Annotated in this window: 18 protein-coding genes; 6 read left to right on the forward strand and 12 right to left on the reverse strand. The window is 68.5% G+C overall.

Annotated elements, in window-relative coordinates; genetic code table 11:
• Window positions 1-45 precede the first annotated feature (45 nt).
• Together G9272_RS28655 and G9272_RS28660 are read left to right on the forward strand one after the other, a co-directional pair.
• The gene (locus G9272_RS28655) at window positions 46-450 is read left to right on the forward strand and encodes a roadblock/LC7 domain-containing protein (protein ID WP_171399199.1); all 405 of its coding nucleotides are present in this window, start codon (window positions 46-48) and stop codon (window positions 448-450) included.
• 4 nt (window positions 451-454) lie between these two features.
• A complete protein-coding gene (locus G9272_RS28660) occupies window positions 455-883 on the forward strand; it encodes a hypothetical protein (RefSeq protein WP_028806553.1) in 429 nt (142 codons plus the stop codon).
• A 70-nt stretch (window positions 884-953) separates the two neighbouring features.
• Here the strand turns inward: G9272_RS28660 and G9272_RS28665 are convergent, their stop codons facing one another.
• The 5 genes from G9272_RS28665 to G9272_RS28685 all read right to left on the reverse strand — a co-directional run bounded on the left by G9272_RS28665 (window position 954) and on the right by G9272_RS28685 (window position 5,918).
• Window positions 954-3,293, reverse strand: coding sequence for an ABC transporter permease (locus tag G9272_RS28665; protein ID WP_171399200.1), 2,340 nt, complete (start codon window positions 3,291-3,293; stop codon window positions 954-956).
• On the reverse strand, window positions 3,290-3,979 hold the full coding sequence (locus tag G9272_RS28670; protein WP_171399201.1) for an ABC transporter ATP-binding protein: 690 nt from the start codon (window positions 3,977-3,979) through the stop codon (window positions 3,290-3,292). The genes G9272_RS28665 and G9272_RS28670 overlap by 4 nt, the downstream gene beginning before the upstream one ends.
• Window positions 3,976-4,500 carry a PadR family transcriptional regulator gene (locus tag G9272_RS28675; protein ID WP_171399202.1) on the reverse strand — a complete coding sequence of 175 codons (525 nt, stop codon included), beginning with the start codon at window positions 4,498-4,500 and terminating at the stop codon, window positions 3,976-3,978. The genes G9272_RS28670 and G9272_RS28675 overlap by 4 nt, the downstream gene beginning before the upstream one ends.
• Window positions 4,501-4,707: 207 nt before the next feature.
• Window positions 4,708-4,965, reverse strand: a complete 258-nt coding sequence (locus tag G9272_RS28680) for a hypothetical protein (RefSeq protein ID WP_171399203.1) — start codon at window positions 4,963-4,965, stop codon at window positions 4,708-4,710.
• A complete protein-coding gene (locus G9272_RS28685) occupies window positions 4,962-5,918 on the reverse strand; it encodes an SPFH domain-containing protein (protein ID WP_171399204.1) in 957 nt (318 codons plus the stop codon). Before G9272_RS28685 ends, G9272_RS28680 begins: the two co-directional genes overlap by 4 nt.
• Window positions 5,919-6,198: 280 nt before the next feature.
• Between G9272_RS28685 and G9272_RS28690 the strand changes: the two genes are divergently transcribed.
• Entirely contained in the window at window positions 6,199-8,640 is a 2,442-nt protein-coding gene (locus tag G9272_RS28690; RefSeq protein ID WP_171399205.1) for a transglycosylase domain-containing protein, read from the forward strand.
• Between the two features lie 79 nt (window positions 8,641-8,719).
• Here G9272_RS28690 and G9272_RS28695 read toward each other — a convergent pair whose 3' ends face one another.
• From G9272_RS28695 to G9272_RS28705, 3 genes are all read right to left on the reverse strand, one after another.
• Entirely contained in the window at window positions 8,720-10,870 is a 2,151-nt protein-coding gene (locus G9272_RS28695) for a SpoIIE family protein phosphatase (RefSeq protein WP_171399206.1), read from the reverse strand.
• 316 nt (window positions 10,871-11,186) lie between these two features.
• On the reverse strand, window positions 11,187-11,879 hold the full coding sequence (gene fomD / locus G9272_RS28700) for a cytidylyl-2-hydroxypropylphosphonate hydrolase (protein ID WP_171399207.1): 693 nt from the start codon (window positions 11,877-11,879) through the stop codon (window positions 11,187-11,189).
• Window positions 11,880-11,963: 84 nt separating this feature from the next.
• A complete protein-coding gene (locus G9272_RS28705; protein WP_171399208.1) occupies window positions 11,964-13,349 on the reverse strand; it encodes a class II fumarate hydratase in 1,386 nt (461 codons plus the stop codon).
• A gap of 147 nt (window positions 13,350-13,496) precedes the next feature.
• On the opposite strand from G9272_RS28705, the gene G9272_RS28710 reads away from it, so the two are divergent.
• The 3 genes from G9272_RS28710 (at window position 13,497) to G9272_RS28720 (ending at window position 16,276) form a co-directional block, all read left to right on the forward strand.
• Window positions 13,497-14,018: a SigE family RNA polymerase sigma factor gene (locus G9272_RS28710; protein WP_171399209.1), complete on the forward strand. Its 522-nt coding sequence runs from the start codon at window positions 13,497-13,499 to the stop codon at window positions 14,016-14,018.
• A gap of 62 nt (window positions 14,019-14,080) precedes the next feature.
• Window positions 14,081-14,518 carry a hypothetical protein gene (locus G9272_RS28715; protein WP_253267970.1) on the forward strand — a complete coding sequence of 146 codons (438 nt, stop codon included), beginning with the start codon at window positions 14,081-14,083 and terminating at the stop codon, window positions 14,516-14,518.
• A gap of 189 nt (window positions 14,519-14,707) precedes the next feature.
• The gene (locus tag G9272_RS28720; RefSeq protein WP_301272149.1) at window positions 14,708-16,276 is read left to right on the forward strand and encodes a recombinase family protein; all 1,569 of its coding nucleotides are present in this window, start codon (window positions 14,708-14,710) and stop codon (window positions 16,274-16,276) included.
• A gap of 670 nt (window positions 16,277-16,946) precedes the next feature.
• Here the strand turns inward: G9272_RS28720 and G9272_RS28725 are convergent.
• From G9272_RS28725 to G9272_RS28740, 4 genes are all read right to left on the reverse strand, one after another.
• Window positions 16,947-17,567, reverse strand: coding sequence for a Scr1 family TA system antitoxin-like transcriptional regulator (locus tag G9272_RS28725; protein ID WP_171399212.1), 621 nt, complete (start codon window positions 17,565-17,567; stop codon window positions 16,947-16,949).
• Window positions 17,564-18,079 (reverse strand): DUF6879 family protein, encoded by a 516-nt coding sequence (locus tag G9272_RS28730; protein WP_171399213.1) that lies wholly within the window; start codon window positions 18,077-18,079, stop codon window positions 17,564-17,566. The genes G9272_RS28725 and G9272_RS28730 overlap by 4 nt, the downstream gene beginning before the upstream one ends.
• Window positions 18,063-18,269 (reverse strand): hypothetical protein, encoded by a 207-nt coding sequence (locus tag G9272_RS28735; RefSeq protein ID WP_171399214.1) that lies wholly within the window; start codon window positions 18,267-18,269, stop codon window positions 18,063-18,065. Before G9272_RS28735 ends, G9272_RS28730 begins: the two co-directional genes overlap by 17 nt.
• 231 nt (window positions 18,270-18,500) lie before the next feature.
• On the reverse strand, window positions 18,501-20,168 hold the full coding sequence (locus G9272_RS28740) for a fumarate hydratase (protein ID WP_171399215.1): 1,668 nt from the start codon (window positions 20,166-20,168) through the stop codon (window positions 18,501-18,503).
• Between the last annotated feature and the right edge of the window lie 4 nt (window positions 20,169-20,172).

Consider the following 20,172-nt stretch of genomic DNA (forward strand, 5'->3'; position numbering starts at 1 on the left):
GAAAAAAGACGGTCATATGCGATCAGAATTAGGGGAGTTGCACTCATGGACCACACAGCCCTCGCGCGGGAGATGCGCGGCCTGCGGGAGCAGGTGACCGGTATCACCGACACGGCGCTGGCGGCGGCGGACGGACTGCTCATCGCCGCCGACACCGCCGACTCCATCGACCCGGAGGGCCTCGCCGCCCTCGCCGCGGCCGGCCTCGGCCTCGCCCGCCGCACCGCGGAGGCGACCGCCCGCGGCGCCCTGCACCGCACGGTGGCCTACGGCAGCCACGGCTGCGCCGCGTTCTACGCGGTCGGCGACACCGCGCTGATGGTCGTACTCGGCGACGAGGGTATGGACGTGGAGCGCCTGCACCGGGCGACCCAACCCGCCCTGCGCCGTATCGATCTGATCCTCACCGACCGGACCGAGACGACCGTGAAGACCGCCGAAGGAGTCTGAAGGGATGGCGACGAAACGTATGACCCCAGGTTTCTCCGATCAGGTCATGGGCCTGGTCAAGTCACTGCGCACGGATGCCCCCGACTGCGTCGCCTCCGGCGTCGTCGACATGTCCACCGGCATGCTGCTCTCCTACGAGACCGTCGACAACCATCCGCCCGAGGTCCTGGACCTGCTGGCGGGCGCGACGCTCGACCTGTTCCAGGGCCGTACGGTCGTGATGATCGAGGACGTCTTCAAGGAGCGGCGCGGGGTCCAGAGCGAGAACCACTTCTTCCAGGAGATCCTCGTCAACAGTGAGAACCTCACTCACCTGTTCGTGAGGATGACCGAGCAGCAGGACGTCGTCGCGGTGGTCGTCTGCCGCAAGTCCGTCAACGTCGGGATGCTGTTCGCCCAGGTGCGCAGGGTGGTGCGGGAGTACCAGCTCTGAACGCGGAACGGTCCCTCCCCGGGTGGGGAGGGACCGTCTGTTCAGCGCGTGCTCACCGCGCTCACCGTGCTCATTCGGTGCGCAGGCCGTCCGGCCGCAGCAGTTTGAGCAGCGGGGGCAGACTCAGCAGCGTCACCAGCAGGACGACGGCCGCCCCGCAGCCGGTCATCGACAGCACACTCGCCCAGTCCACACCCACCGGCGTGTCCGTCATCTTCAGCAGGATGGCGCCCAGCGTGATCCCCACCCCCATCGCCAGCAGCAGGCCCAGCCCGATCGGGATCGCCGTCTGCCACAGCACCGACAGGCCCAGCGTCCGCCGCCGGGTGCCGAAGGCGACCAGCGACGACAGCAGCTTGCGGCGCTCGCGCAGCTGCTCCAGCTGGGAGACCAGCAGGCTCGCCCCGATCAGCAGCAGCACACAGGCCGAGCCGACGAGCAGACCGGTGCGGATGGTGGTGAACTTCGTGTCCTGCCGGGTGGACGACCACATCATCGGGTCGGCCAGCGGAGCCACGTGGAACGCCGTGTTGCGGGCGTACTCGTAGGCGTCGGGCACGGACTCGTCGATCGACAGGTAGATCTCACCGGTGGCCAGCTTCTCGGCGGCCGCGGGCAGCGCGCTCGGCGTCATCAGGAAGCCGCCGCGCTTGAAGTCGGTGAGGCCCTTGACCGAGTGGGCCTCGGTGATGCCCGCGGGGACGGTCCAGACGATGTCCTGGCTCTCCCCTGAGCTGGACGGTTCGATGTACAGCTTCTTGCCGGGCTTGTTCATCTGCGGCCCGTCGGCGGAGTACTCGTCGCCGTCGAGGACGAACATGTCGCCGTCCTTGCACGAGGGCAGCTTCGCCACCTCGCGCAGCGCCGGACAGGCACCCACGGTCAGCTCGGTGGAGAGGTTCGGGCCGTTCTCGCTGTTCCAGGAGGAGTCGCCCAGGTAGCCCTCCCACAGGGCCGTGACCTTGCTGACGGCCTTGGTGTCGGCGAACTTCTGGGCGGTCGCGGCCAGCGGAGCGCCGTCCGGCACCCGGACCTGCATCTGTGCCCGGGTGAGGTCCTGGCCGGTGGCCTCGGTGTAGTCGCCGTCCACGCCGGCGAACAGCATCTGGAGCGCGATCGCACCGGCCACCGCCACCGCGATGCCGTTGACCATCCGGGCCGCCGTACCGCTGCTCAACTGGAGCCTTCGTACGGCCAGTTGCCAGGCGACACCACCGGAGCCGAGCCGGCTGACGACCGTCTCCACGAGCCACGGCAGCAGTGCGGTGATGCCGACGAGGATCAGGATGACACCGCCGCTCACCATGTACTGGTTGAAGTCGCCGTTGGTCTGGCCCTGCCCGACCATCGGGTAGAGCATCGCGAAGCCGCCCAGGGGCAGCAGCAGCCGCCACCACAGCCGACGCCGTGCGGGCTTCGCCGTGCGCACCACGCCGAGCGGCTCGATCACCACACCGCGCAGGGCGAACAGGGTGACAAGGACCGCCGCCGCCGGCACCGCCAGCGCGACCAGCGCGGCCAGCGCGGGGGAGGGGTCGAGATAGCTGGGCCACACGCTGATGCCCATCACCTCGACCGACCCCGCCACCTGGCGGCCGATCAGGAAGAAGACCGTGCCGAGGACCAGGCCCAGCAGCGCCCCGGCCATCGCCTCGCCCGCCGCGATGCGCCGGGTCATCCGGCCGTCCGAACCGATCAGCCGGAGGGCCGCGAGCCTGCGGTCGCGCCGCTCACCGCCGAACCGCACGGCCGCGGCGATGAACACCGCCACCGGCATCAGCAGCACCACGATGACGACGAGGATCAGCAGGAGCAGCACCGGGTCGGTGTCCTCCTTCGAGGGGTTCGGGTTCCCGAACTCCTTCAACCGGGTCGCCCCGTAGCCCTCCATGTGGGAGGCGAGCTCGGTGGTGCCCGAGTAGTAGGCGAGTTCCTGGGAGCCGATCAGTCCGCTCTCCCCGATGGTCCCGACGATGCGGTACGGGAGCCGTTCCCGCAGCAGCGCCGAACCGTCGGCGGCAAGCAGCTTCTTCAGCGCGGGCGAGACCACCATGTCGCCCTCGGCCGGGAACCGGCTCAGGCCGGGCGGCAGCGGCGCGCGCGATCCTTCGGGTTCCACCAGCCGACCGCGTACGTCCTTGTCACGGAACGTCGTGTCGGCCTGCGCGATCAGCAGGGTGTCGTCGCCCTTGGCCGGCTGCTCGCTGCCGAACGGCCAGTCCAGCCGCGCCTGTTCACGGTCGTGGCGTACCCCCATGGCGCTCGGCACCGCTGTCGTCAGCAGCAGGACCGCTACGCCGAGCCCGACGCCGACCGCGGTCAGTACGGCCCGTATCCAGCCTTCCCGGCCGCCGGCGAAGGCGAACCGGACCCCCAGGCCCAGATCCCTGGACCACTGGCGCAAGTTCATATGGCCCGCTCCATGTCCCGCGACTTCCCGTCCCGTACGACGATCTCGCGGTCGGAGTAGGCGGCCACCCGAGCCTCGTGCGTGACGAGGACGACGGCCGTGCTGGCCGACCGGGCGGCCTCGGTGAGCAGTTCCATCACGCGCTCGCCGTTGAGCGAGTCCAGCGCGCCGGTCGGCTCGTCGGCGAACACCACGCGCGGGCTGGTGACGAGCGAGCGCGCCACGGCCACCCGCTGCCCCTGTCCGCCGGACACCTCACCGGGCCGCTTCTTGGCCAGGTCGTCGACCTCCAGCCGTTCCATCCAGCCCAGGGCGGTGCGCTCGGCCTGCTTGCGCGGGGCGCCGTTCAGCCGCAGCGGCAGCGCCACGTTCTCCACGCAGGTCAGTTCCGGCACGAGCTGCCCGAACTGGAACACGAAGCCGAACTCGGAGCGCCGCAGCTCGCTGCGCCGGGCGTCGCTCATCGTCGCCAGCTCGCGGCCGCCGTACATGATCGAACCCGAGTCCGGCGTCACGATCCCGGCGAGGCAGTGCAGCAGCGTCGACTTGCCGGACCCGGACGGGCCCATCACCGCGACGACCTCGCCGGGGTGGATGGAGAACTCGGCGCCGGCCAGCGCCATCGTCGGCCCGTACGCCTTGTGCAGGTTCTCGGCGGCGAGCAGGGATCCCCCGGGGGCGTTCACGCGATCACCGCGGCCTTCAGCTTGTCGAGCCGGGCGGCGGCGAGCTCCAGCCAGCGCAGGTCGGCCTCGAGATGGAACAGGGCATGGTCACAGATCAGCTGGTCGGCGAAGTCGCCGGAGCGCTTGCGGTCCGTGAGGATGCGCATGCTGCGCAGGTGCTCGGCACGCTGGGTGTCGAGGATGTCGGCCGCGTCGCGCTGGGTCAGCAGGGCGAGGACGACCTTGGTGTACAGCGTCGACTGGAGATACGGCTCGGGCTTCTCGGGCGTCGCGAGCCACTGCTCGACGTCGGTGATCCCGGCGTCGGTGATCGCGTACCGCTTGCGCTCGGGACCGCCGCCGGCCTCGATGCCGTCGACCTCGACGAGCCCGTTCTTCAGCAGACGCGACATCGTCGAGTAGACCTGGCCGTAGTGCAGCGGCCGGTCGTGACCGAACTTCTCGTCGAAGGCCCGCTTGAGGTCGTAACCGTGGCGGGGCCCGGACTCAAGGAGTCCCAGGAGGGTGTGACCGATGGACATGAGGAGGACTGTACATGCAGTGTATACCCGGTGTGTATAGGTCCTGTGCGCAAGAGGCGGCGAGGAGTGCGAGTGCGCAGGTGAGGGCCGATTGTCACTGTTCTGCCACAGGCTCGGCGCCCGTCTCGGGACCGGCGTGCGACAGCCGGACCGTCCGGGGGCTTGTCGGTGCTCCCTCTGTCTTTGTGCAGGCGAGGGCGAAGCCGTTCAGGCCGGCGGGGGCCCGGGGGGTGAGCCGCCGGGGGGCCGGCCGCGACGGGGCAGGGGCCCGGTGTCGCCGGGCAGCCGCCCGGCCTCCTTCAGCGCCTTGCGCAGCAGGAACTCGATCTGCGCGTTCGCCGACCGCAGTTCGTCCGAGGCCCAGCGGGCCAGCGCGTCGTGGACCAGCGGATCCAGCCGCAGCAGCACCTGTTTGCGCTGCTGCGGCCGACGCTGAGGGGTCGAACCCTCGGCTGCGTCACTCACTGGTAGAGGGTCCCGGTGTTCAGCACCGGCTGGGGCGCCCGGTCCCCGCACAGCACCACCATCAGGTTGGACACCATCGCCGCCTTCCGCTCGTCGTCCAGTTCCACGATGCCCTGCTCGGCGATGCGCTGGAGCGCGGCCTCGACCATGCCGACGGCCCCGTCCACGATCTCCCGGCGCGCCGCGACCACGGCGCCCGCCTGCTGTCGCTGGAGCATCGCCGAGGCGATCTCGGGAGCGTACGCGAGGTGCGTGAAGCGGGACTCGATGATCCGGACGCCGGCCGCCTCCACGCGCGCGTGCAGCTCTATGGCCAGCTTCTCGGTGATCTCCTCCGCGTTGCCGCGCAGCGAGAGACCGCCCTCGTCGTGCGAGTCGTAGGGGTACTCGATGGCGATGTGCCGGACGGCCGCCTCGGTCTGGGTGGCGACGAACTCCAGGAAGTCGTCCACCTCGAAGCTGGCCTGCGCGGTGTCCCGCACGTTCCACACCACGACCGCGGCGAGCTCGATCGGGTTGCCGTAGGCGTCGTTGACCTTCAGCACGGCCGTCTCGTGATTGCGGACCCGGGTGGAGATCTTCTCGCGGGAGGTGAAGGGGTTCACCCAGCGCAGTCCGTCCTCGCGGATGGTGCCCCGGTAGCGGCCGAACAGCTGCACCACGCGGGCCTCGCCCGGCGACACCGTGTTCAGCCCGCACATCGCGAGGAACGCGGCGACCCCGACCAGGATGCCGACGGTGATCAGCGCCGCCTTCAGGCCGGCCGCGTCCACCTGGGCGCCGAAGGCGATCATCCCGGCGCCGGCCAGCAGTCCGACCAGGCCGAGCAGCAGCGCGAGTCCGCCGGCCACGCTGTGCGCGGGGAACTCGTGCACGCGCGGGGCGGGCATCTCGGGTGTGTCGACGGTGTCGGTGGCGACTTCGGTGGTGGCCGAGGGGTCGTGAGTGGACATGGTGGGTCCCCGTTTCTCGTCGCCGACTGATTCAGTAATCAGCGGCCTATCTAAGTGATATCACTTTAGCGCCTCATGGCAACCCTGTGCCACTCTCGTACGTCGGACTCGGTGGGGACGTCCGGGCGGTTCCCTCGCGCGGGGTGCTGATTCTCACGCCCTGTGCGGACCGGACCGAGGCCCTTTCGTCATAGACAGCGGTGTTAGCTTTCTGAGCTGACCTGCCCCTGCCCCCGGGCACTGGTGTGACTGCCGAGTAGGAAGCGGAGCGAGCGGACTCATGGGACGAGCGGAAGAGAGACGAGCTCGACAGCGCGGTGGGCGCCGCGCTGCGCCCAGGGGCCGCTCGACGGAGACGGAATCGACGACCCCCACGAGGGCGGAGTCCGTGACGACCGCCGAGAACGAGCCCGAGACCGCTCCCGCGACCGGAGGCCGCGCGGCGGCCCGCCGGGGTGCGAAGAAGAGCGGCAAGGGCGCCAAGACCAAGGCCGGCAAGAAGGACAAGAGCTTCATACGCCGGCTCTTCACCTGGAAGAAGATCCTCGGCACCTTCCTCGGCCTGGTCGTGGCCGTCATCGGCGCCTTCCTCTGGCTGTACATGAGCACGCCGATCCCCAAGGGCAACCCCGACGCCGCCCTCCAGAGCAACGTCTACGAGTACGGCAACGGCGCGATCCTCGCCCGCGACGGTGAGGTCAACCGGGAGAACGTCGAACTCTCGAAGATCCCCAAGGAAGTCCAGCACACCTTCGTCGCCGCCGAGAACAAGTCCTTCTACACCGACGCCGGCGTCGACCTGAAGGGCACCGCCCGCGGTGTCCTCAACACCCTCATGGGCAAGGGCGCGCAGGGCGGTTCGACGATCACCCAGCAGTACGTCAAGAACTACTACCTGACCCAGGAACAGACCGTCACGCGCAAGCTGAAGGAACTGGTCATCTCCCTGAAGCTGGACCGGGAGAAGGACAAGGACTACATCCTGGCCGGTTACATCAACACCAGCTACTACGGCCGCGGCGCCTACGGCATCCAGGCGGCGGCCCAGGCCTACTACCGCGTCGACGCCGAGAAGCTCACCGTCCCGCAGGGCGCCTACCTCGCCGCGCTGCTCCAGGCACCCAGCCAGTACGACTGGGCCGCCGCCTCCGACACCGGCAAGCGCCTGGTCACGGCCCGCTGGAACTACGTCCTCGACAACATGGTCGAGCAGGACTGGCTGGACAAGAGCAAGCGCGACGCCATGACGTTCCCGGAACCCAAGGAGCCCAAGGCCGCGCCCGGCAAGGAGGGCCAGGTCGGCTACCTCGTCGACGCGGCCAACACCGAACTGGCCAAGCAGCTGGTGGCCCAGGGTGTCGCCGACAACTACGAGTCGGGCATGGCTCTGGTCAGGCGCGGCGGCTGGAACATCGAGCTCAACATCGACAAGAAGAAGCAGAAGGCGCTGGAGACAGCCGTCAAGGAACAGCTGACCAGCAAGCTGGACAAGAAGAAGCGCTCGGTCGACGGCGACGTCCAGGCCGGCGCGGTGTCGGTGAACCCGAAGACGGGCGCCGTCGAGGCGATGTACGGCGGTACCAGCTACACCGACCACTACCTCAACAACGCCACCCGCACCGACTACCAGCCCGCCTCCACCTTCAAGCCGGTCATCCTCGCCGCCGCCTTCGACGAGGCCGCCAAGACGCAGGACGGCGACCAGATCACCGCCAACACGATCTACGACGGCACCAGCAAGCGCCCGGTCGTCGGCAGCGACATCGGCTTCGCCCCGGAGAACGAGGACGACCAGGACTACGGCGACGTCACCGTCCAGACGGCCCTGAACAAGTCCATCAACTCCGTCTTCGCACAGATGGGCGTCGACGTGGGCATGCCCGAGGTGCTGAAGGTCGCGGCCAACCTCGGCATGGACACCGCGGACCTCAAGGCCGTGCCCGCCCAGACCCTCGGCACCATGGGCGCGAGCCCCCTCCAGATGGCCGGCGTCTACGCCACCCTCGACAACCACGGCAAGCAGGTCACCCCGGCGCTCATCAAGTCGGCGGAGAACAGCGCCCACCCGACGTTCAAGCACACCGACCCCATCGGGGAGCAGGTCATCAGCCGCGAGGCCGCCGACTCGGTCACCTCGGTGCTCACCGGCGTGGTCGACGACGGTACGGCGAAGAAGTCCGTGCGGGACAACCCGCTGCGCAAGGGCCAGAAGGTCGCGGGCAAGACGGGCACCTCCGACAACAACAAGTCGGCCTGGTTCACCGGCTACACACCCGACCTGGTCACCTCGGTCGGCCTCTTCGGCGAGTCCGCGAAGGCTCCGCACCCCCAGGTTCCGCTGACCGGCGCTACGAACGGCCTGTCCTCGGACGCGGGCCGGGTCAACGGTGGTGGCTTCCCGGCGCAGATCTGGGCGGCGTACACCTTCGGCGTCTCCACCAAGGTCACCAAGTTCGACCTGGACACCGACCAGGGCGCGGCGGTCCAGACCGCGTCGCCGTCCGCGAGCACCTCGCCGTCCGCGAGCTCGTCGCCGTCCTCGTCCCCGTCGACGAGTTCGTCCCCCTCCTCGTCCCCGTCGACGAGTTCGTCCCCGTCCTCGTCGTCGAAGCCGAGCTCGTCCCCGTCCAGCTCACCGACGGGTGGCCCGTCGACGGAACCGAGCACGGACGACCCGTCGACCGAGTCGGGGGATCCGGAGGATCCGCTCTTCGGCCAGTAGCGGCCACCGGCGGCAGAGACAGCAGAGAGGGCGCCCGGAGATCTCCGGGCGCCCTCTCTGCTCGCTTCCTTCGCTTCTCTCAGCTCCGGTTCAACTCGAACCACACCACCTTGCCGGTGCTGAGCCGGGTGGCCCCCCACCGCCGGGCCAGCCGATTCACCAGATACAGGCCGCGGCCGCCCTCGTCGGTCGCGCGGGCCTGCCGCAGTCGAGGCAGCTGCGGCACGTCGTCGCCGACCTCGCAGCGCAGCACATCGGTCCGCAGCAACCGCAGGGTCACCGGCCGCGAGGCATACCGCACCGCGTTCGTGACGACCTCACTGACCAGCAGTTCGACGGAGTCGGTCATGTCCTCCATGCCCCAGCGGGACAGCGCCCGCCGGGCCAGCCGACGGGCCCGGCCGGGAGCCGCGTCCTCCGGCTCGAGGAACCAGTACGCCACGTCGCTCGGCGCGATCCCGTCGAACCGGGCGGCGAGCAGCGCGATGTCGTCGTCCCGGTCGCCCGGGCCGAGCATGTCGAGCACCTCGTCGCACAGGGCCTCGAGGGGCGGCGGATGATCGGGGCCGGTCAGCTGGGCGGTCGCGGCGAGCTTCTCCCGCAGCTGCTCTATGCCGGTCGCCACGTCCCGCAGCCGGGACTCGACCAGGCCGTCGGTGTACAGCAGCAGCGTCGCCCCGGCCGGGGCGTCGAGCTCCACCGCCTCGAAATCGACCCCGCCCACGCCGATCGGCGCGCCCGGCGGCACCCGCAGCACCTCGGCCCGGCCGCCCAGGTGCAGCAGGATGGGCGGGGGATGACCCGCGTTGGCGATGGTGATCCGGTGCGATACCGGGTCGTAGACCGCGTAGAGGCAGGTCGCCATGCGGTCGGTGCCCAGCCGTTGGGCCTGCTCGTCGAGATGGTGCAGGACCTCCTGCGGCGGCAGGTCGAGGCCGGCGAGGGTCTGGGCCGTCGTCCGCAGCTGCCCCATGATGGCCGCCGACGTCATGGAGTGCCCCATGACGTCGCCCACCACCAGTGCCACCCGGCTGCCCGGCAGCGGGATGGCGTCGTACCAGTCGCCGCCGACCCGCGCGGTCTCGGCCGCGGGCAGGTACCGGGAGGCGAGCCGCACGCCCGTGGGACGCGGCAGGGTCTCCGGCAGCATCGTGCGCTGAAGCTCGTCGGCGATGTACGCCTCACGGTCGTACAGCACCGCCTTGTCGATGCCCAGGGCGCTGTGCGTGGCGAGCTGGGCGGCCACCAGCAGATCGTCGTTCTCGAACGGGATGCGTTCCGGGCGGCGCAGGAACACCGCGGCGCCGATCACCCGGCGGCGGCCGCGCAGCGGGGCCAGGACGGCCCGCTGACCGCTCGGGATGGCCAGGGTGCTGTCCTCGCCCAGCAGTTCGGGCAGCGCGGCGCGTGCGGCCGGATGGTCGGCGAACACCGGACGCACCCCGCGCAGCACCTCAGCGAGCGCCCCGCCGGGCCGCACCTCGCACAGCTCGCCGACCGCGGCCGACAGCTCGGCGGTCAGCTCGCCCGGCTCCGGGGGCGGCAGGGCGAGCGCCGCGAAGCCGGTCTCGGTGTCCCGTTCCTCCGGGATGCGGTCGGTGCGCCGCAGCCGCAGCATGATGCGGTCCGCCGCGGGCCGCTCGTCGCCCACGGGCAGCGGATCGCGCAGATAGACGAGGATCGCGTCGGAGAAGGTCGGCACGGTGGCCCGGCACAGCCCCATCACGATCTCGTCGAGGTCCAGACCGCGGGCGATCCGCCGGGTCGCGGCGCCCACGAAGCGCAGCCGGTCCCCGTCCCGCCGCATCGGCGTGGGCCGACCGGGCGTCAGTGCCCCTCCGGCGCGCCGGTCCTGCCCGTCCGGACCCCGCTCCGGGCGCGCGTCGGTGCCCGGCTGGGCCGGGATGGACTCGGGAGCGGGACGCGGCCGGTGGTCACCCACGCTCGGCTTGGCCCGCGCGGGAGGCGCCCCCATCGCCTCGTCGGACGCCGACGGCTGGGAGTGCTCGGTGCCGGAACCGGCCTCCGAGCCGGCCGCATCCATTCCCGTGGCTCCCTGGCCGCCCATGCCACCCTTTCCGCCCTTGCCGCGTGGCGTCGTCGTACCCGAGGTGTCGGGCGGTAAGGCGGACTGACCCGGCGCCGGCGCCTGGGTATGCAGCAGTGCCCCACGGGGGTCCGTGGGGTCGACGCCCTGGGGGCGTTCGTAGGAGGTGGGCTGCTCCGTCACGCGTGTCGAATCCGTCCGTCCGGGGCTGCGCGCCGCGCGCGCAGTTGGTCCCGCAGGAAACCCGATACCCGGAATACGTGCCCCCGGAACGGAATTCCCGCGTGGTCAGAGGTTGTTCCTGTGCCACCGGTGGACGGCGCGCGGCCCTGGGGGCCGACGTCGAACGTCCCGCCGGTGTTGCCCTCGTACCCCTCGCTCACGTGCTGCCGCCCCTCGGTGACGTTCGGTCAGGCCCGGCGTCTGCTCCGGGAGTTACTGCCAGCGTGCCTTGCGGAGGACGATCCTACGTTTGTTGCCCGGGGGCGCATCAAGGGTCTCATGTGGACATGTGCGCGGGCGTACGGTCCCAGTCCTCAGGCAGCAACGGTACGGCCCAGGACGGATCCGGGCGCCAGTGCTGCCAGCCCTCGCTGAACGGAGGCCCCCACGCGCGGATCACCTCCACCGCCCTGCTGCCCGCCTCCCTCACCTGTTCGGCGACCGCCCGGTCCATCAGTCCGTCCTGCTGGGCCTGCGCGAACTCGTCCTCGTCACGCAGACCCCAACTGCGGTCCGGGTAGACGCAGATGTCCAGGAAGTGGTCCTCGGAGTCCACCCCGCCGTCCCAACGGGCCAGCGGCGTCTCCAGGTTGACGTACCAGTTCTTGAACTGCCAGCCCTGGTCCCAGAACAGCCACACCGACCACGGCTCGCCGGGCCGGGCCACCTTCAGCACCCCGGTGCCGAGCCAGCGTCCCCGCGCAACGGTACGCGGCTTGGTGTACCGGGTGCGCAGCGGCTCCTGGTGCGGCGGGGTGCCGTCCGCGAGCACCGGCTTGACGCACTGCGTGCCCGGGGCCAGCCACACGGCCAGCAGCTCCTCGTCGTCCCGCACCACGGTGACCGGGCGGGCGATGTGGAAGTTCGCCCCGCCGTTCTCCCGGTAGCGCCACAGAATCCGGCTCCCGGGCTCCCAGAAGGCCGCCGCACCACCAGTTCCCACGCGTCTCACCGCTTCACCGTCTGCCATGCACAGATATTAGGTGCCATGGGCATACGACGCTGCGGCGCGCGTCACGGTTCTCGCGCCGGGGGCGCGAAAGCACACGAGGGTTTACGGGTGTGTCATCCGCAGGACATCCAGGGCCTCGTCGAGCTGCTCGACCGTCAGATCCCCGCGCTCCACGTACCCGCCGTCCAGCACCACCTGCCGGATCGTCCGCCGCTCCGCCAGCGCCTTCTTGGCCACCTTCGCGGCCTCCTCGTACCCGATGTACTTGTTCAGCGGCGTGACCACGGACGGCGAGGACTCGGCGTACTCCCGGGCCCGCTCGCGGTGCGCGACGATCCCGTCGACGGTCCGGTCCGCGAGCAGCCGGGACACGTTGGCGAGCAGCCGGATCGACTCCAGCACGTTCTTGGCGATCACCGGCAGCATGACGTTGAGCTCGAAGTTGCCCGCCGCGCCCGCCGTGGCCACGGTCGCGTCGTTCCCGACGACCTGGGCGGCGACCATCAGCACGGCCTCGGGGATCACCGGGTTGACCTTGCCGGGCATGATCGAGGAGCCGGGCTGGAGGTCGGGCAGGCTGATCTCGGCGAGGCCCGTGCGCGGACCCGAGGCCATCCACCGCAGATCGTTGGCGATCTTCGTGAGGCCCACGGCGATGGTCCGCAGCTGCCCGCTGGTCTCGACGACCCCGTCCCGCGCGCCCTGCGCCTCGAAGTGGTCGCGCGCCTCGGTCAGCGGCAGCCCGGTGGCACGGGCCACCTCCTCGATGACGGCGGCGGAGAAGCCGGGGGGCGTGTTGATGCCGGTGCCGACCGCGGTACCGCCCAGCGGCAGCTCGGCGAGCCGGGGGAGCGAGGCGTTGAGCCGCTCCACGCCGTACCGCACCTGGGCGGCGTACCCGCCGAACTCCTGGCCCAGCGTCACGGGCGTGGCGTCCATCAGATGCGTCCGCCCCGCCTTCACCACGTCGGCGAACTCCGCGGACTTGCGCTCCAGGGCTGCCGCCAGATGGTCCAGGGCGGGGATCAGATCGCGCGTGACGGCGGCGGTGGCCGCGATGTGGAGGGACGAGGGGAAGACGTCGTTGGAGGACTGGGAGGCGTTGACGTGGTCGTTGGGGTGCACGGCCCGGCCCAGACGCTCGGTGGCGAGGGTGGCGACCACCTCGTTGGTGTTCATGTTGGACGAGGTCCCGGACCCGGTCTGGAACACGTCCACCGGGAAGTGCTCGTCCCACCGGCCCTCGGCGACCTCCGCGGCCGCCTCCTGGATGGCGTCGGCGATGTCCTTGTCGACCACCCCGAGCCGCGCGTTCACCTTCGCCGCGGCTCCCTTGATCCGCGCCAGCGCCTCGATGTGCGCACGCTCGATGCGCTGTCCCGAGACGGGGAAGTTCTCGACGGCGCGCTGTGTCTGGGCCCGCCACTTGGCTTCCGCCGGGACGCGTACCTCACCCATGGAGTCGTGCTCGATCCGGTATTCGCTCATGTCCCGTACAGCGAACGGGGCGGCCGGGATGTTCCGCGCGCTGGGCCGTCCGGATGGTGTCCGGCATGTGACCCAGGTCTCGTCGGGGCCGTGCAGCAGACGGGGGCGCGCTCGCGTCGAGGAGGGGTGACAGGAAGGGAGGAGCGTGTGGAGACGGACTTCCAGGAATTCGTGGCCGCCCGGTCGACCGCGTTGTTCCGGGGCGCCCTCGTCCTCACGGGAAACCGTGAGGCGGCGGAGGACCTGGTCCAGGAGACCCTGGAGAAGGCCTGCCGCAAGTGGCGGGTCATCGCGGCGAAGGACGCTCCGGACGCCTACGTCCGGCGGATCATGGTGAACCTGGCCAACGACCGCTGGCGGAGGTTCCGCCGCCTGACCACGACTTCTCACCCGGAAGGCTCCGACAGGGCCGCCCCGGGGGACGAGTACGGGCAGGTCGACAGCAGGGACCAGTTGGTGCGCGCGTTGCAGCAACTGCCCATGCGGATGCGGACGGTGGTGGTGCTGCGATACTTCGACGATCTCTCGGACACTGAGATCGCGGCCGACCTCGGCATCACGCCGAGTACGGTCCGCTCCCAGCTGGCCCGGGGCATCGAGAAGCTCAGAAGTCAGTTCCCCGCACTCTCCGGCCCTTCAGCGCTGCGGCACTCGGAAGGAATCCGATGACCTCGTACAGCGATGCACGGCCCTCCGGCCGCACACCTTTCGAAGAGGAACTGATGAACGCCATGAACCAATTCGCGAACTCCGCCGAGAGCCCCGACTTCGACGCGCCGCAGATCGTGCGCCGCACCCGTCGCCGTCGGACCGTCGGCATCGCCGCCGTCGCCGCCGCCCTCATCGCGGCGGGCGGGGGCACGGCCCTGGCCACCTCGGTCGCGAGCAACAACTCGACCCCGGCGGCGGCCAGCACGCAGGCCGAGCACGACGACGCCACCACCCTGCTCTACCTCTTCAGCGACGGTGAGACCATGCGGATCCCCCTCGCGGGCCTCAGCCTGGACATGGCCAAGCCGCTGCTCGACAAGACGCAGACGAAGCTCGGCACCGTCACGAAGAAGGCCGTCAAGGGCTGCAAGCCGACCTCGGTGCTCGAGGTGACCCCGCACGCCCCGAAGACCATCAAGCCGGGCGACACGGTCGACTTCACCATCTGCGCCGGCTGACCGCACCCTGACCCGACAACGACGCCCGCCCCTGCGTCAATCAGGGGCGGGCGTCCGTCACAGCATCACACGCGTCACACCAGACCCGGGCCCCGCACCGGAATCGACGTGAACGTCGGTGCGGGCGCCGGGTCCTGGAAGAAGTCGTTCGACTTGTTCAGTTGGCGGCACCACCCGTAGCATCCGCGCATGATCTCTAACCCGAGGGTCCTGGGGAACGTTCGCCTCTCCGTCATGAAGGACGACACGACCAGCCCGGAGAAGCAGCGCGCGGCCGTCGAGCACTGGGCGCACGGCCCCTCTATAGAGGGACGCATCGTGGGGTGGGCCGAGGACGTGGACGTGTCCGGCGCTATGCATCCCTTCAAGCGACCGGGCCTCGGTCCCTGGTTCACCGAGCGGGCCGACGAGTGGGACGCGTTGGCTGTCTGGAAGCTCGACCGCCTTAGCAGGAAGGCGGGTCACTTCGCCGAGATCTTCGAGTGGTGCCAGAAGCACGGCAAAACCATCGTGTCCGTGACCGAGGGCATCGACATGTCCACCCCCATGGGCAAGATGTTCGCTCAGATCATCGCCGCGTTCGCGGAAGGCGAGTTGGACACCATCCGTGCGCGTGCCCTGTCCGGCTCGATGGCCCGGAAGGCCAAGGGCGTTTGGATCGGCGGTGTACTCCCGTTCGGATACCGATTTGAGCGCCAAGAGGACGGGGGTAAGAAGCTCATTCAGGATGACGAATACGCGAACCTTCTCCGTGACATTGTGGAGAAGCTGAAGAGTGATTGGTCCTCGTACAAGATTGCCGTTGATCTGAACAAGCGTGGTGTTCCGACGTGGCGGGATTACCTGCGCATTGATCGCGGCGACGAACCGAAGGGTGTCGCTTGGACCGCTAACGCTATCCGAGCGATCGTGACCAACCCCACGGTCGGCGGTATCTACACCTATAAGGGTGAGACTGTCGCGGATGACGATGGTGAGCCGGTACGGATCACGGATGACCCGCTCATGGAATACGGGGAGTGGGCGGAACTGGTGGCCAGCATCACGGCTAACCGTCCGGTATCGCGCGCTACGCCCTCGCGTTCCATGTTGGGAGGCGTGGCCGTGTGCGATGCGTGCGGAGCCCGTATGTCTTCGTCCAAGAAGACCAAGGAGAACGGCAGAGTTTTCCATTACTACGCGTGCAATAACATCAACACGGGCACTTGTTTCGACCCCGGGCGTATCCGGAGGGAAGATCTCGATACGGTCGTCGGCCAGTTCGTGAATGTCACCCTTGGGCCCCTCCCTGTAATGGAGAGGGTTGGCAATTCGATCAGTCAAGCGAAGACGGAACTGGTGGAAGCTGAAGCCATGCTTGACAGGCTAGAGGCTGACTATCTGGCCGGTCGTATCAAGACTGAAGTTCAGATCGAGCGCTACTGGAAGCAGCACGAATCCCAGTCGGCCAAGGTCGAGCGACTGCGTAAGGAAATCAAGGAGGCCGAGGATGCTCCCGCCTGGAAGGAAACGGGGCGCAGCTATGCGGAGGAATGGGCCGCGAAAGATGATGAACAGCGTCGGGTGTTCCTTCAGCGACATGGGGTAACGATCACGGTCGGGAAGAACGAAGAAGGAAATCGCCGAGTGGTTTGCAAAATGCTTGAGCTTGCGGAGATCGCTAAGGAGACTGGGCTTCACGTCCCCGAAGGGTATTGGATGACCGAGCCTGAAGCGGAGTTCGTCTTGCCCGCGCGTCGGCCGTACAGCGCCGGATAGCCACCCGACATTGTGATCCCCGGGCCCCCGTCGCGTGTAAACGCTTCGGGGGCCTTTCCATGCCCGCACTCTCCAAGGGAGACCGTTTACACGTTCTCACGCCGCCCGTTTAAACGCCCTTCCTTGAAACCGCCACCCTGGGCGGGTTAGAAACTGCATGTCTTGTTCTTGTCAGTCCCGGCGATAGCTGGGGCTTTCTTATGCCCGCGACCAACCGCCCGAGGGAATAGTGACCATTGGATTCGGCCCCGGTGCTCCGTGGGGTGCCATTTCTCAGCTCGACTGCCGAGCCAAAGCACGCAACCCCCTAATCAAGCCGCTCGCTTTCCGGGTGTACTTCGCCGCCCTCGGCTGGGGGAACCAAGTCGGGCATGCCGAGTTCGCCGAGGGAGCCCTAGCTTCTATCCTGGCCGGGGAGAACGGCCAGGCGCTCACCAGACAGGCTGTACAAAAGGGCATGACTGCGGCTAAGGCCATGGCCTTGATCGCCCCTGAGTCGGGCGCACGGTGCCTCGTACTGCCTGGGCACCACTTCCAGAAGAACGGCCTTGGGTCGGCATCCTGCCGGGTGCACTCCCTTCGGACTGCCGCGTAACCCTGTCACGGTTACCGCGTAACCCTCCGAGGGCTACGCATTCTCCTGTGACCAGCGGAAACCTCCGCTCCCTCTCTATCTCTTTAAGCCGATTCGCACGTTCGGGAGATAAGTCAGCGAAGCAAGCCGGTCCATCTGCTCGGCCAAGGCTAGCGGGGCGACCACGGGCCATCTAACGGCCTGCTCGGTAAGGATGAATGTGAACCGCTTCGTCGTGTCGTACAGGACGGCTTGACGTTCCAGCTTTCCCGCCACGGCCTTACTTGTGTCTGCCGTGGAGTGCGCAAGGCTTGCCCGCATATATTCCGGAGTGGCAAGAAGCCCGGTGACCATTGACAGCAGGAAGAAGCGAATATGCTCCGAGGAAGCTTCAAGCGCCTTCAGCTCGGCTTGCCTCGTTCCTAGTCCCTTACGGCGCATCTCCCGCAGGTTCCGCCATTCGGTGTTCGCAAGCCTGGCAAGTGCGGAAACTTCTTCAATCATGCCCGGCGGTGCATCGAGAGCTCTCAAGATTTGCTCAACGTCGACCAGCGACGGCCGCACTTTCCCATTCTCAATCCGGGACACCTTGGATTGAGACATGTTGCAGCGCGCAGCAAGCCGGACCCCTGAGAGTCCGGCTTGCTTGCGTAGTTCTCTGAGCTTCGTGGCCAGTTCCTGGCTGGACTGGCCGAGTTGCTCGGGTTCGAACGTCACCCCTTCACGTACTCCAGGAACGGGGCCGCTTCTGCCTCGGCGATTCGCTGATACTCGACAAACGGGGCGGGGTCACCCTCGTACAGTTCACGGCTGATCTGCTTCCCGTCTTCCTCGTAATGCATGAGGACGACTGTCGACCGATCGAAAAGCCAGAAGTCTTGAACCCCTTGAAGGGGGTTCTCACGGGCTGTCACGTCGAGAATGCGGATATCTTCGCCGGCTACCGCGTGAGGGGCGTAATACCGCGAGAACTCGAAGCGTAGGTACTCGGAAAGAGGCTGGGTCAGAACGTGCACCCGCCCCTTACGTTTTCCCTCGTTCCGAAGCCGCTTCAAGTCTTCCGTGTAGGGAGATGAGTAGGTGTGCGGGTCGATTCGCTTACCTTCGCGGAACGCCTCGATCTCTGCGGCTTCCTGCGGTACGAGGTATTGAGGCAGCGTCTCCAGTCGCCACGCTTCCGACTGAATCCCTCGGAACATTGCCCGCCACTCGTCACCATCCAAGAGCACGAAACACCTCCCGAAGAACGCTCTCGGGAATCTCGACCAGCCCCTCACCCGTGGGCGGCTGGAAGGCTTCGGACACGTCGCCCTGCACGACGAACGTTCCCCGCTTCGTGGCGTACACGTTGGGGCAGTCGTCTTCGCCGCACTCGCCGTTCCCGTTGCCGGTAAGCCGAGTCAGTTCTTCGCGCGCCATAGCGAAACCCCCTGATACATGGCCCCGGTTGGGCCGTCAGGCACGACGGTACGAGGGCGCATGTCGGGGCGTCTATGCGTTCACGCGACTATGCGCGTTGTCGCATAAACAGGCGTCACGGCTGGCCCGCTACGACGCCCGCCAGCCCCCTACGTACTGCCGTCTCCCTGCATCAGCGTGCAAGCAGACCCCCCGGCGATGCCGAGGGGTCTGGAGGACTCAGGGGACGGCTCAGGCCAGGCCAGGGCCCCGCACCGGGATGCTGGTGAACGTCGGCTGCTCAGGTTCCCGCGAAGTGAAGAAGTCGTTGCCCTTGTCGTCGACGACGACGAAGGCCGGGAAGTCCTCGACCTCGATCTTCCAGACGGCCTCCATGCCGAGCTCCTCGTACTCGACGACCTCGACCTTCTTGATGCAGTCCTGGGCGAGCCGGGCGGCCGGGCCGCCGATGGAGCCGAGGTAGAAGCCGCCGTGCGTGCCGCACGCGTCGGTGACCTGCTTGCTGCGGTTGCCCTTGGCGAGCATGACCTTGGAGCCGCCGGCTGCCTGGAACTGCTCGACGTAGGAGTCCATGCGGCCGGCCGTCGTCGGGCCGAAGGAGCCGGACGCGTAGCCCTCGGGGGTCTTGGCCGGGCCCGCGTAGTACACCGGGTGGTCCTTCAGGTACTGCGGCATCTCCTCGCCGGCGTCGAGACGCTCCTTGATCTTGGCGTGCGCGATGTCGCGGGCCACGACCAGCGGGCCGGTGAGGGACAGCCGGGTCTTGACCGGGTACTTGGTCAGCTCGGCGAGGATGTCGTCCATCGGCTGGTTGAGGTCGATGCGGACCACGTCCGACTCGTCGAGGTGCTCGTCCGTGGTCTCCGGCAGGAAGCGCGCCGGGTCGGTCTCGAGCTGCTCCAGGAAGACGCCCTCGGCGGTGATCTTCGCGACGGCCTGCCGGTCGGCGGAGCAGGAGACGGCGATGGCGACGGGGCAGGAGGCGCCGTGCCGGGGGAGGCGGACGACCCGTACGTCGTGGCAGAAGTACTTGCCGCCGAACTGCGCGCCGATGCCGATCCTCTGGGTCAGCTCGAAGACCTTCTCCTCGAGCTCCTTGTCCCGGAAGCCGTGCCCGAGCGGCGAACCCTCGGCCGGGATCTCGTCCAGGTAGTGCGCGGAGGCGTACTTCGCGGTCTTCAGCGCGTACTCGGCCGACGTGCCGCCGACGACGATGGCCAGGTGGTACGGCGGGCAGGCGGCCGTACCGAGCGAACGGATCTTCTCCTCCAGGAACTTCATCATGGAGGCCTCGTTCAGGACCGCCTTCGTCTCCTGGTAGAGGAAGCTCTTGTTGGCCGAGCCGCCGCCCTTGGCCATGAACAGGAACTTGTACGCGCCGCCGTCGGCCGCGTACAGCTCGATCTGGGCCGGGAGGTTGGAGCCGGTGTTCTTCTCGTCCCACATGGTCAGCGGGGCCATCTGCGAGTAGCGCAGATTGAGGTTCAGGTAGGCGTCGTAGATGCCGCGGCTCAGGGCCGCCTCGTCGCCGCCCTCGGTGAGCACGTTCTGCCCGCGCTTGCCCATGACGATCGCCGTGCCGGTGTCCTGGCACATGGGGAGCACGCCCGCGGCCGCGATGTTCGCGTTCTTCAGCAGGTCCAGCGCGACGAACTTGTCGTTGCCGGAGGCCTCCGGGTCGTCGATGATGCGGCGCAGCTGCGCGAGGTGGGCGGGGCGCAGGTAGTGCTGGATGTCGTGGATGGCCTCCTCGGCGAGCTTGCGCAGCGCCTCCGGCTCCACCTTGAGGAACGTCCGCCCGTCGGCCTCGATGGTGGAGACACCCTCGGCGGTCACCAGCCGGTAGGGGGTGGTGTCCTCTCCCATGGGAAGCAGATCGGTGTATGCGAACTCAGGCATCTCG

Source organism: Streptomyces asoensis, assembly GCF_013085465.1.
Lineage (GTDB): Bacteria > Actinomycetota > Actinomycetes > Streptomycetales > Streptomycetaceae > Streptomyces > Streptomyces cacaoi_A.